This is a genomic window from uncultured Microbulbifer sp. (assembly GCF_947489355.1).
Lineage (GTDB): Bacteria > Pseudomonadota > Gammaproteobacteria > Pseudomonadales > Cellvibrionaceae > Microbulbifer.
In genome coordinates this window covers 24,146-35,232 of the sequence record NZ_CANLDD010000046.1, presented here as the reverse complement: position 1 = coordinate 35,232, position 11,087 = coordinate 24,146, and the positions used below count along the sequence as shown (strand labels likewise).

Genomic DNA, 11,087 nt, shown 5'->3' with positions numbered 1-11,087 from the left:
CCCACCCGCATCCCGAATCTACTGAGGCTGGCCAAAGGCCGTGATTGCGTCCGCTGTGGTAATAACGAGGGCACCACCGTAGCCGCCCACTACCAGGGCCAGCGCAGCCACAGCTACGGTAAAGGCCGGGGGATCAAGCCCCACGATGCCATGGCTGCGCATCTCTGTTATCGCTGCCACGCTGAGGCGGACAGCAGTGGTCTGGGTAGCTGTCCCGAGGCTCACAGCAGGCGCTTCCTGTTGCTGGTTATCATTACTCAAATAAGTTTGTTTATAGAGGGGCGCATCACCGCACGAGACTATGCCCAGGCCTTCCTGTTGAAGCTCTGCCGCAATACGGCGGAACTCATGGAGTGTGGAGAGCCTGAGCTTCACGACATGGCCTGCCGCCTGGCCGAGTGCTGGGACTCAGGCGAGATCGCTATCGCCTCCCAGGGGGCCATGGTGAGCAGCTTTGTGGGGGTGGGCTCATAGCCTGCAAAGTCAGCGGGCAGGGTCAGCTACTGTACCCGTCAGTGCAGCGTACACATATTCATGAGCTAATCTGGCGCAGGACATACCAATTTTTTAACTTTACGAAGAGGAATCATTTTATGAGTACATATCCTAGAACGTTTTCTCATATCGGTATATCGGTGCCTGACATTGAAGCAGCAGTTAAATTTTATAGTGATGTAATGGGTTGGTACCATATTATGGAACCAACAGTGATTACAGAAGAGTCTGACACGCCAATTGGGCAAATGTGCATCGATGTTTTTGGCCTTGGTTGGGGGTCGTTTAAAATTGCCCACATGTCTACGGGAGACAAAATCGGTGTTGAAATGTTTGAGTTCAAGAACAATGAATCACCGAAAGAGTTTGAGTACTGGAAAACAAGCACTTTTCACTTTTGTGTGCAAGATCCTGATATAGAGCGATTGGTTGCAAAAATTGTGGAGCACGGTGGTAAGCAACGGATGCCTATTCGCGAATACTATCCTGGAGAGAAGCCCTATAGAATGTGCTACGTTGAAGATCCCTTTGGTCTGATTTTCGAAGTGTATTCACACAGCTATGAATTGACTTATTCTCAGGGCGCGTATTAGAGCGTTTAACAAATAAGGATATGTTGCGATTGCTGAAATATTTGGCACCCAAATAGACAAACCGGCCACTGAGCCGGTTTTTTTACGCCTGGAGAAAGTAACTCCATGAATGGACAGGAAGCCGGAAGTGCCACAGTAACCGTTGCGGGTGTGGGACTGACACAAACCCCCGCCACTCCGCTGCAGGTGTTGGGGGTGATTATCGCCATGCTTGGCCTGGTTTGGAATGTGTATGCAGTGATTACCCGCAACCGGCACAACAAATTTGTGCGTGAGCAGGCCAAAAAGTCAGCCATCAAGCCCCTGCGAGATCAATAAGCCAACTCCCACTCCCAAACCCATTGGGGGTGGCAACCCTACCACCATTGCCAAGTGAGGCCATTATGAGCTTTTGGAGTGCAGTTAAAGGCATTTTCAGCAGCAATGCGAAGCCCGTTGATGACATTCTGGACAAGGACCGCGGCCTCCTGGTGCGTGCGGGTGGGTTTATCAATGACCTGTCTTATACCGAGCAGGAACGGGTGCGAGATAACGCTGAGCTGGTGGCCAGGCAGGCGGCTGCCTATGGGGAACTGATCGACACCGTGACGGAGCACGCACGGAGTACGGCGAATGAAAACACCCAACGCAGCCTGCCCCGCCGGCAGGTGGCCATCGCCATCATACGTGTTGAGCTGTTCCTGGTGCTGGCATCAGTAGTGATCTGGCCCTTCCGGCCCGAGTACGCCAAGTTTGTTTGGCTGGTGGCCAGTTCCTCCCTGATGATCGGGGCCTTTATGGCTGTTGTGGTGTTTTTCTTTGGCTCCTACGGGATCAGCAATCACCTATTAAAGCCTTTGCGAGAGGTGAAAAAGAAAGCCTCTGGTTGAGGATGTTCAAAGCCCCATTGGCTTTGTAGAGGCTAAGCGCTCATACGCGCTACAACCAAGAATTTCCAGAAACAGCAAGGAATGAAGCTATGAGTCATGTCAAACAACTACCGATCATTGCTGGTGTTGAAATTACCACCGATATGGAAGGGCGTTTCAACCTGAATGCGCTGCATAGAGCTGGCCAGGCAGGTGGCCACAAGAGTCCCAGCCAATGGTTGAGACGGGATGAAATGAAAGCCTTAATTGCGGAGCTTGAATCCCAAAGTGTAAATTTACACTTTGGTCCAATCAATACGATCCGGGGCGGCAGTGCGCCTGGCACCTTTGCCCACGAACTACTGGCCGTAGAATATGCTGGCTGGATCAGTCCCGCTTTCCGCCTACAGGTCAACCAGACCTTTATCGACTACCGTACCGGTAAGCTTGGGACTACAAGAGCAGCCGCCAATGACAGGTGGATTTTCGAACTAGCTGTGGACACTCTGCGGCCCGACGACGCATCCAAGCTGACCATGCTCAAGAAGTTCGGCGAGCAGCGTAACCAGGATATGCAGTTCCTGCCGGACTACTCCGAGAGCCAAGGCGTACACCATTCCCTGTCGGAACTGCTCAGGCGCCACCACTCGGTGCTGTCGGCTCGCAAGGCAAATCAGATTCTGGTTGACCTGGGCTACTTGGAGGTACGGTCCCGTCAATCCAAAACCAAGGGCACCAAGCGGTTTAAATGCATTACCGGGAAAGGCGCGCGCTACGGCTGTAATCTGGTCAGCCCCAGCAATCCCAACGAAACGCAGGCCCATTGGTACGATAGCCAGTTCCAGCAGTTGCTGGGTGAACTGGAATCGGTAGCACGAGTGGTACAGACGTAGTAGGTGTAGTTGCAATGCCAGCTAAGGCTAAACGTTATTGTACGCGTTACAGACAGCTCCATTCAGGTTGCTGTCCGCAAGCTCACAATGACTGATGAAGATGGCAAAAGCAAAAAGATTCAGATACCCATTGCGGGTGCGGTGGGTTAAAAATAAATATTGGGATATGATGCAATAGCCTGAGTTCAGGCTGATTATTTAAAGGGAAATTTGTGATGTTAAAATATAATCCATTAGCAGCGATTGCAACTAATTTTTTTTCAATTATTGCTCTGATGCTCCTTTTCACTGGGCCGGTAAGCGCTGAAACCCAGACTTGTAAGATATTGCGTACCTCCGATTCTCGGCCACCCATACGATGGAATTATCAAGAAAACCCTAAATACGACAAAAAAAATTCAACTTACAATTCGGAAAGCTGTAATGTGCCTGAAGGCAGTATAATTAAATCATTAAAAATAGGATATGACTTTGAGAGAAACACGGAGGCATTACCAAACGGAATACTGCAAGGGTGGTATGGTTTAGAAGTAAAAGGAACTTCTCCAGGTTTACCTTCAAGTATTATCGGATTTTCGCGAGAGTCAGGTGTATTTGTAGGCTTCCCTAACGATCTTATAGGGATAGGAGAGAATCTTCATGTTGTCCCTGGGTTTGAAGGCATAGACCTGCATAATTTAAAGCTTGATATCTCTTCTAATTTGAGACGCATGAGTAATTTCAGTTGTAGCTTTGATGTGATTGGATGCTTAGGTTTCTTACATGCAACCTATACACTTTCCATTGATTACGAACTTGCTAACCCTATTATCCCATTGCCGCCGGCATGGGTTGTTGCAGTAGCATCAGGCAGCAGTATTACTGTTCGATGGGAGGATGTTGGTGATGTTGCCTATAAAATAGCCGTAAAATATAACAACGAAGATTGGACTGACTACAGCTATTCCCCATCACCAGAGACATCTTCTGTAATGTCGTGGGACAATCAGATTTCCGGCGATAGAATATATAGAATTATTGCGTGTAATAATGCAGGCTGTTCAGAACCTTCAATGATATCAAACAAAATAACAATTGAAGCAGAAGTATTTAAGCTGGAAACCCCCAGTACGCCTATTACAACTGTTTCTGGTTCTCATATTTATGTTGATTGGGGGCCAGTATCTGGTGCTGATAGATATGCAGTTTCAATTAAATTTAATAATCAGGATTGGACAGAGTTTACATACTTCACAAGTGGCAGTACTCCATGGATGTCGTGGAATAACCTTGGTTCTGGCTCATATCAATATCGTGTCAAAGCTTGTAAGAATGGTATTTGTTATGATTCTTCTCAATCGTCAAATATGGTTCTTAACTAACCTTTGTTGGCTGGTAAAAGCAACGCTAGTAGAAGCGTTGCTTTTTGTTTTTGGAACAAGGAAAAAGTTGATGAAAGTCAGTGTCGCTCTGGATGCCTCGCAGTTTGACCGTGCATCCAGAGTGTTACAGCGGCAGTTGCCCTATGCCGGTGCGCAGGCACTGAACAACGTGGCATTTAGGATTTGCGGTGAAGCGCGTGCGGTGATGGGGCGGGTATTTGTCAACCCAACCCGATTGACCTTGAACGCTGTACTGGTGGACAAGGCCACCAAGCATACCGGCGTTGCCAGAGTGTATATCCGCGATCAGGCCACCAAGGGCACCGCACCCAGTAAGTACCTTGCTCCTGCGATATTCGGCACCAGTCGCAATGAGAAACGTTTCGAGCGCGCGCTGCGCTATGCCGGCCTACTGCCTGCGGGCATGTATGTTGTGCCGGGGGAAGGCGCCAAGCTCAATAAACACGGCAATATCACCGCTGGCACCTACAGCAAGATCCTGTCCCAGGTGCGGGCCAGTTCGGATTCTATGCAGAACGCCACCGGTAGCCGTCGCAGTAAAGCCAAGAGAGGCATCACCAAGGGTTACTTTGTCGGCAAGATCGAGGGCACCTGGGGTGTATGGCAGCGGGTGGGCTACAAGCGCCGCCGCTCTGTGCGGCCCATTCTTATCTTTGTAAAGAAGAAACCCAATTACCGCAAGCGCTTTCCGTTTTTCAAGATCGCCGAGGGCATAGCGCAGCGGCATCTGTTACCCGAGCTGGGCAAAGCGATGGACAGGGCACTAGCCAGTGCCCGCCAACGGTGATTCCAAGGTTTATTCAAGGTTTATTCAAGGTTTATTCAAGGTTTATTCAAGGTTTATTCAAGGTTTATTCAAGGTTTATTCAAGGTTGATCTCGGTGCCAACGGGTCCTCCTGAGAAACCATGCTCACGGGGAATTCGGACCCTGCTTTTTTAACAGCAACCTGAAATTTCATAGGGGGTTATACCTTGGCTGAGTCTATCTGTCTTGATGATCAGGCAACCCAGTCGGGGTTTGCACGGCTGGTGGGCACCTCTCAGCCGGCCATTGCCAAGCATGTGCAGGCCGGTGTACTGCCGCAAGGCGCGACTTATGGCGTCTGGCTGCAAGCTTACCGTGAGCGGTTGCGTACTGAAGCCGCTGGTCGCCTGGCCAGTGATGCCCGCAACCGTCGCGACCTGGCCCAGGCCCTGGAGTCTGAGGCCAACGCACAGTTAAAAATGCGTGAGTTGTACCACCAGGATCAATTAATTGTCGATATTGAGTCTGTCCGCAAGGCGATGACCGAATGGGCCAGCGTCGGGAAGAATGAATTTCCGGGCGCGGTGGATAGCATTGTTATCGCCATCGAGAGTCAGTATGCCATTACCGTTGATCGTGAACCCCTACAGCCAAACATTGACGCTGCTCTCCGAGCTATTGGTGGTTACGAGGTCGAACCTGCAACGGTTGGTGAAGGAGATACGGAAAACCTGGATACCGCTGCCTAAAATCCCGCTGATTGATTGGCTGCCAGACAATATAAAGTTGCCGTCAGAAGACAGCGACAACGCCGGTTATTACCGGGTGGAGTATGTACCCTATTTCTGGGGCGTGATGCATGCCCTGGATAGCTCGGTGTCGTGGATGGTGGTGATGCAAAAGGCGGCGCAGATCGGCTGGACCGTGTTGCTGGCTGCGGATATCTGTAAATGTGCCGTTACGGATCCGGCCAGAATCCTGATGCTGTTCCCCAAGGATGAGAAGGGGCGGCTGTTTATGGATGAAAAGCTGGTGCTGATTATTGAGGGATCACCGGCAGTGAGCCGGGTGATTGATGTCACCACCAGTCGCAAAGGGGGCAGCCGGGTCACGCGCAAGAAATTCCCCGGCGGCGAAGTGCGCACGGTGGGCTCCAATTCTATTTCCAATGTGAAATCCACCACCGCCCGGCGCGGCTATGTGGAGGAGCCGGACGATACCAATAAGGATGTCGGCGATCAGGGCGATGCCATTCGCCATCTGCGCGAACGCTTAAAGCGCATGCGCAATAAAAAATTGATTATTGGCGGCACCCCCGCTGTTGCGGACTTATCTCAAGTAGAGCATTACACCCGGCTTGGTACGATGCGTGTACTGCCGGTGACCTGTCACGACTGCGATGAATCCCATGTGCTGGATTGGGAGAATGTCAGCTGGCTTCAAAAAGAGGGTGGAACCCCGCACCCGGTATTCGGCCTGCACCAGCCGGAGACCGCAGTCTATACCTGCCCCCACTGTGGCAGTGCCTGGGACGATTACCGCCGCCAGGCGAATATTCTGCAGACTTGCAAAACCGCGCGCGAAAGTGGCGATGGGTTTGCGGGCTGGGTCAAGACCCAGTGCAGCGAAGGTTTTGAGCCGGATGACATAGAGCCCATAGAGACGTTCCACGAGTTATCGGAACTCTATGTCTGTATCCCCGGTACCGGTCTGGCAGAGGTTGTGCGGGATTATCTGGAAGCGGAGCATGAGGCCGAGAGTGGTGATGAATCGGCGCGGATTGTTTTCCAGAACAATAAACTGGGTCGGCCTTATCAATACGCCGCCAACCAATTACTCGATCACGAAAAACTCTGCGAAGCCGCCGAGGATTACCCGGAACTCTCCTGTCCTGCAGGTGGCCTGCTGGTAACCGTCGGCATTGATGTTCAGCACGACCGCCTGGCCATCCTTATTCGTGTATTTGGTCGCAACGAAGAAAGCTGGCAACTGTACTGGGGCGAGATCGACGGTGATACCGCCGATAAGCGTGACGATTGCTGGGGTGCCCTGGACAAACTGGTATTCCAGAGTTTCAAGCACGAACGTTTCGGCGAGATTCGCGCGGCGGCGGTGAGTATTGATGCCTCTGATGGCAGCACCAGCAATGCGGTGTATCACTGGGTCAGAACACGCGATAAGAAATACCGCGGTGTGCTGGTAATGGCGATCAAGGGCGACAGCCATGATTTTGGCAGCAAGGAAATTTTTACCCAACCCCGACCGGTGGATTATAAAAATCCCAAGCGGCGCACCAAGGCGGACCGTCACGGGGTGCGTATTTATATCGTTGGCACCCACAAGGCCAAGGATCTGATCGCCAAACGGCTACTGGGTACCAGCGCCTATATGCACAGTTGCAAGCAGGTTCGGCAGGACTATTGGGCGCAGGTCACGGCGGAAGTGAAAGCGCCCAGTAAAAAGCACCGCGGCAAACTGGTATGGCAACCGCGCCCGGGCAAGCGCAACGAGGGCCTGGATACCGAGGTCTACGCCCTGCACGCCGCCCATGCCATGAATATGCACAAAAAAACGGAAGCGAAATGGTCGGCCATTGAAGCCCGCCTCGGCCAGCGCACCCTGTTTAGCGAACCGGAAATCAATCACTCATCCGAACAGCCCAAGCCCGCCGTGAAAAAAGCCCGGCGGCCAGCGCAGCCTGTTGGTTCCCTACTGGACAGTTAAATGTCTCAATCTGCTCAAGCTATGGTCGACCTGTATATTCAGGCCGAAATAGACGTGCTCGCCGGAAAAACCACCGTCATTAACGGGCGACAGTTTACTACAGAAAACCTGCAGGAGATCCGCGCCGGACGCCAGGAATGGGAGCGGCGCCTGCTGCAGGAACAGTCACAGGCTGCCGGCAAACGCCGCGGGCCCGCCTACGCGAACTTTTGCTAATGAATACCTTGGATCCTGTTATCGGGTTTTTCTCGCCCGAGGCCGGCCTGCGCCGGGTGCAGGCGCGACGGGCCCTGCGGATTGCCGCTGCCTATGAGGCCGCGAAGCCCAGTCGCCTGCGTAAAAACCCTATAGATAACCGCAGTGGGGATCTGGTTGTCGAGGGGGATGTGGAAACCCTGCGCGGCCAGGCCCGGCACCTGGAGCAAAACCATGATTTTGCTTTCGGCATTCTCACCACCCTGGTCAATAACGTGGTGGGCCCGCGGGGCATCGATGTGGAGTTCCAGCCCAAAACCTGGGATGGGGAAATCCACGATGACCTCGCCGCCCGGATGAACGGGCTGTATCGGGAGTGGGCGCAGCGTCCGGAGTGTACCCGGCAGTTTAGCTGGGCCAAAACCCAGCGGCTGCTGTGCAATACCTGGTTGCGCGATGGTGAAACCCTGCTGCGTCATTTGCAGGGCAGTGTGCCGGGCTTGAAGCACCGGACAGCAATCCCCTACAGCATCGAATGCCTGGAGCCAGATTTTCTCCCGGTCGATTACAACGATCCCGGCAAACGCATTGTGCAGGGGGTGGAGAAATCGGCCTGGGGTGCCCGTATCCGGCTCGGTGAGTTCGGCCAGCGCCCGGTGCTGCGCAAAATCAACCGGATGGTACGCGGCGGGAATCTGGTGGTGAAACCCGTGTTCGATTCCCTGCTAACCAGTGGTGAGTTGATTCGCAGGGGGCGGGGCTTTGCATTGGTGGCGCATAAGTAAACAACAATAGCTTTGAGTGATTTTTCTCGCGCTTCGGCGCATTCGCCCAGTGGTAACCATCAGGGCTGCAGGTGCTGAGCCCATGTTTAAAAGGATCTGACTATGGAAATCCAATTAGAAAGTACCCAATCCTCCAAAACTGCCCAGCCCCCAAAGGCCGAGATTCCCGAATGGACAAAATTTACTGGAAATGAGACTGGCGATCTTCCAGCAGGAATTGAGCCAGATACCCCAATCGCCGTTCGTCTGCGCCAGGGCACGGATTTGGCGGTATTTGCCGGCGACTCGTTTGATTTGCCCCTCGGGGATTGGGATCACGCCGACCATGAAAAGGACATCGTGGCCTACCGCCTTATGTCTGCCAAAGAGGCGCGGGAGTTTATCGAGGCCCGAGCTGTTATCAGATACGTCTCCAGGCACTTGGAGGAAGACATTGATCACTCGGCACGTCTTGTTCGTGCTCTGAAAGCAAGATTCGACAATCCCTTGTTCGAATACATGCTACCCAAACTGGTTGCCGCTATGTCCAGCCCGGAAGGCACAGGGCACAACAGTATCGCTGCCAACGTTACTCAATCCGAAGCCTGGGTGCTACAGCAAGCCATGCCGGCGTTTAGCCAGCCATCCAAGTAGGGAAAAGCCCGAGCCGGTGAAAGGCCGGCCTGAGCACTGCAACTACTTCAGTTCATATATAGCTGTAATTCTTTGCTGTACATTGATGTATTCCGGTACTGCCATAATCAAATCCATGCCATAATAATCAGGTGATCCTACCATAGCAGACATTGTAGGACTGTATTCTAAGGAGAAAATCGCATACGCCTGTCCGAAGTGACCTTCCGTAGTTATACCATAAACACTTTTTACTTCTCTGGATTGAGCGCGAGCAAGTGTATCTGCTTTCTTCCGTGTCTTTTGGCTAAGTTCAACAATCAGCTTATCCCTATAATGCTCTTTCTTCGAAGTTTCAAAAAATCCATTAACCTTCTGAATCCCGTCGATGCTAACCAAGGCGTTAATAATGGCAGGATACTTTTCTAGGGTGTTCAGTTCTAGGGTAAAACTCTGCTCAACCTCATAGCCTAAAATTTCCAAATCGTAAACACCTTCCTTTCTTGCCCGTTTGGTGCGTTTGTCGATCTGTGTTGATTCCAACTGTGATACCGAAATGTCATGCTCTTTAAGTAGCTCCAGCATTTTAACGCTTGACCTTGTCAGTGACGCCATTGCTTTTTCAGAGTCTTTTTCGTAAGCGATGAGTTCGAATCTTATACTTGCCAAATCTGGTTTAACCTTTTCCTGTGCCGTTTCCGTGACTATTACAAAAGGAAAGTCTGGAACAGGATTGGCTAATACTGACAGTGGAAGCATCATCGATATAAAAAGTAAAACAAATTTCATGGATATTTCCTTTTTCTTTCGCATCAAATACGACGACTAATAGGCGTTATGGAATAACACTCTACAACGGAAAAAGGAGTTTTGGAACTATGCCGAATCATGATAATCGACCGGTCCATGCGCCGGCAGCAGAAATAGCGGCGTTTGAGCTATGCCGTCAACGTCTAATTCAAGAGTTAGATGATATCCGCTTGGCGCTGTGTGCGCTGAATTTGGATGCACCCAGGGAGGCAAAAGTGGCGTTCTTGCACATTATTGATGGACAGCTCAAACGTATGCGCGCAGACGCGGAAGCGGGCTTGTCCAGTTTTCCGAACTGGCTTCATTGTCAGACTTAGCCGTGGCATTCATCCAGGTTTAGTAATTTGCGGTGCTCCATGACCGGCATAGATTATATGTTTTTACCAACATGGAGTGCCGATTCTGTGACTGTGTATTGAGAACAAACTGATTCACGTACCGCTTACCTAAATGAGTAGGTGTATCAATGCCTGGATCATAATTTCTATGGTCAATGATTTGATAGCCTTGTAAAAAACGCCAATATTTGTAGGTACGACTTCCCACCACAGATGCAACAGGTACTATTATTGTGAATAACCGATCAAGGGCACAGTGATGGAAACCCAGCAAGTCAACGAGACTAAATCCCAGCCGGTAATAGACACAACCCCCATGCGTATCGGCCTCTGTTGTCCCCACTGTGGTGCAAAGGCGAGAGCGCGCACCAGTCAGCAGATCACGCCGCTATACCGTGAAATCTATTTCCAGTGCACGGATGTGGAATGTGGACACACCTACGCCGCCGCACTCTCCGTGCTGCATACCCTGTCCCCCAGTGCAAAGCCAAACCCCGAAGTGAATATCCCCCTGTCTCCCCGAATTGTGCGCCACTGAACCATTAGTTACGGGTGCCCTCGCGGCACCCCGGTTCCTCTCTCTCCTTACCCTTGATCGTGCGTCGTTTTGCGTCGCCCGCAAGCCCCTTCCAATCCCCATGTAGCCCCCGCCGTGCCTGGCCTAAA

At 51.6% G+C, this 11,087-nt stretch carries 15 protein-coding genes; 14 read left to right on the top strand and 1 reads right to left on the bottom strand.

Going from position 1 to position 11,087, the window contains the following annotated elements:
• The 12 genes from Q1A48_RS16155 to Q1A48_RS16100 all read left to right on the top strand — a co-directional run.
• Nucleotides 1-474 (top strand): hypothetical protein (locus Q1A48_RS16155; protein WP_299946951.1); only part of this gene is annotated, 474 nt, incomplete at its 5' end.
• A 119-nt stretch (nucleotides 475-593) separates the two neighbouring features.
• Nucleotides 594-1,088, top strand: coding sequence for a lactoylglutathione lyase family protein (locus tag Q1A48_RS16150; protein WP_299946948.1), 495 nt, complete (start codon nucleotides 594-596; stop codon nucleotides 1,086-1,088).
• Nucleotides 1,089-1,193: 105 nt separating this feature from the next.
• Nucleotides 1,194-1,406, top strand: a complete 213-nt coding sequence (locus Q1A48_RS16145) for a hypothetical protein (RefSeq protein WP_299946946.1) — start codon at nucleotides 1,194-1,196, stop codon at nucleotides 1,404-1,406.
• Nucleotides 1,407-1,471: 65 nt separating this feature from the next.
• On the top strand, nucleotides 1,472-1,957 hold the full coding sequence (locus Q1A48_RS16140; RefSeq protein ID WP_299946945.1) for a hypothetical protein: 486 nt from the start codon (nucleotides 1,472-1,474) through the stop codon (nucleotides 1,955-1,957).
• A gap of 89 nt (nucleotides 1,958-2,046) precedes the next feature.
• Nucleotides 2,047-2,829, top strand: a complete 783-nt coding sequence (locus Q1A48_RS16135; RefSeq protein WP_299946943.1) for a KilA-N domain-containing protein — start codon at nucleotides 2,047-2,049, stop codon at nucleotides 2,827-2,829.
• 215 nt (nucleotides 2,830-3,044) lie between these two features.
• On the top strand, nucleotides 3,045-4,190 hold the full coding sequence (locus Q1A48_RS16130) for a hypothetical protein (RefSeq protein WP_299946941.1): 1,146 nt from the start codon (nucleotides 3,045-3,047) through the stop codon (nucleotides 4,188-4,190).
• A 70-nt stretch (nucleotides 4,191-4,260) separates the two neighbouring features.
• Nucleotides 4,261-4,998 (top strand): hypothetical protein, encoded by a 738-nt coding sequence (locus tag Q1A48_RS16125; protein WP_299946939.1) that lies wholly within the window; start codon nucleotides 4,261-4,263, stop codon nucleotides 4,996-4,998.
• A 186-nt stretch (nucleotides 4,999-5,184) separates the two neighbouring features.
• Nucleotides 5,185-5,706, top strand: a complete 522-nt coding sequence (locus Q1A48_RS16120; RefSeq protein WP_299946936.1) for a hypothetical protein — start codon at nucleotides 5,185-5,187, stop codon at nucleotides 5,704-5,706.
• Nucleotides 5,669-7,681 carry a terminase gpA endonuclease subunit gene (locus Q1A48_RS16115; protein ID WP_299946934.1) on the top strand — a complete coding sequence of 671 codons (2,013 nt, stop codon included), beginning with the start codon at nucleotides 5,669-5,671 and terminating at the stop codon, nucleotides 7,679-7,681. The genes Q1A48_RS16120 and Q1A48_RS16115 overlap by 38 nt, the downstream gene beginning before the upstream one ends.
• Nucleotides 7,682-7,897 carry a primosomal replication protein PriB/PriC domain protein gene (locus tag Q1A48_RS16110; RefSeq protein ID WP_299946931.1) on the top strand — a complete coding sequence of 72 codons (216 nt, stop codon included), beginning with the start codon at nucleotides 7,682-7,684 and terminating at the stop codon, nucleotides 7,895-7,897. It abuts the gene before it with no gap.
• Nucleotides 7,897-8,661 carry a phage portal protein gene (locus tag Q1A48_RS16105; RefSeq protein ID WP_299946928.1) on the top strand — a complete coding sequence of 255 codons (765 nt, stop codon included), beginning with the start codon at nucleotides 7,897-7,899 and terminating at the stop codon, nucleotides 8,659-8,661. Before Q1A48_RS16110 ends, Q1A48_RS16105 begins: the two co-directional genes overlap by 1 nt.
• A 102-nt stretch (nucleotides 8,662-8,763) precedes the next feature.
• The gene (locus tag Q1A48_RS16100) at nucleotides 8,764-9,294 is read left to right on the top strand and encodes a hypothetical protein (protein WP_299946927.1); all 531 of its coding nucleotides are present in this window, start codon (nucleotides 8,764-8,766) and stop codon (nucleotides 9,292-9,294) included.
• 42 nt (nucleotides 9,295-9,336) lie between these two features.
• Here the strand turns inward: Q1A48_RS16100 and Q1A48_RS16095 are convergent, their stop codons facing one another.
• The gene (locus tag Q1A48_RS16095; RefSeq protein ID WP_299946924.1) at nucleotides 9,337-10,062 is read right to left on the bottom strand and encodes an SIMPL domain-containing protein; all 726 of its coding nucleotides are present in this window, start codon (nucleotides 10,060-10,062) and stop codon (nucleotides 9,337-9,339) included.
• Nucleotides 10,063-10,151: 89 nt separating this feature from the next.
• On the opposite strand from Q1A48_RS16095, the gene Q1A48_RS16090 reads away from it, so the two are divergent.
• On the top strand, nucleotides 10,152-10,400 hold the full coding sequence (locus Q1A48_RS16090; protein WP_299946921.1) for a hypothetical protein: 249 nt from the start codon (nucleotides 10,152-10,154) through the stop codon (nucleotides 10,398-10,400).
• A gap of 280 nt (nucleotides 10,401-10,680) precedes the next feature.
• On the top strand, nucleotides 10,681-10,959 hold the full coding sequence (locus Q1A48_RS16085) for an ogr/Delta-like zinc finger family protein (RefSeq protein ID WP_299946918.1): 279 nt from the start codon (nucleotides 10,681-10,683) through the stop codon (nucleotides 10,957-10,959).
• The last annotated feature ends 128 nt before the right edge of the window (nucleotides 10,960-11,087 follow it).

Coding starts and splice junctions, on each gene's coding strand:
- Q1A48_RS16090 (WP_299946921.1), top strand. CDS start 10,152: ATGCCGAATCATGATAATCGACCGGTCCATGCGCCGGCAGCAGAAATA.
- Q1A48_RS16100 (WP_299946927.1), top strand. CDS start 8,764: ATGGAAATCCAATTAGAAAGTACCCAATCCTCCAAAACTGCCCAGCCC.
- Q1A48_RS16110 (WP_299946931.1), top strand. CDS start 7,682: ATGTCTCAATCTGCTCAAGCTATGGTCGACCTGTATATTCAGGCCGAA.
- Q1A48_RS16085 (WP_299946918.1), top strand. CDS start 10,681: ATGGAAACCCAGCAAGTCAACGAGACTAAATCCCAGCCGGTAATAGAC.
- Q1A48_RS16145 (WP_299946946.1), top strand. CDS start 1,194: ATGAATGGACAGGAAGCCGGAAGTGCCACAGTAACCGTTGCGGGTGTG.
- Q1A48_RS16105 (WP_299946928.1), top strand. CDS start 7,897: ATGAATACCTTGGATCCTGTTATCGGGTTTTTCTCGCCCGAGGCCGGC.
- Q1A48_RS16130 (WP_299946941.1), top strand. CDS start 3,045: ATGTTAAAATATAATCCATTAGCAGCGATTGCAACTAATTTTTTTTCA.
- Q1A48_RS16135 (WP_299946943.1), top strand. CDS start 2,047: ATGAGTCATGTCAAACAACTACCGATCATTGCTGGTGTTGAAATTACC.
- Q1A48_RS16125 (WP_299946939.1), top strand. CDS start 4,261: ATGAAAGTCAGTGTCGCTCTGGATGCCTCGCAGTTTGACCGTGCATCC.
- Q1A48_RS16140 (WP_299946945.1), top strand. CDS start 1,472: ATGAGCTTTTGGAGTGCAGTTAAAGGCATTTTCAGCAGCAATGCGAAG.
- Q1A48_RS16150 (WP_299946948.1), top strand. CDS start 594: ATGAGTACATATCCTAGAACGTTTTCTCATATCGGTATATCGGTGCCT.
- Q1A48_RS16095 (WP_299946924.1), bottom strand. CDS start 10,062: ATGAAATTTGTTTTACTTTTTATATCGATGATGCTTCCACTGTCAGTA.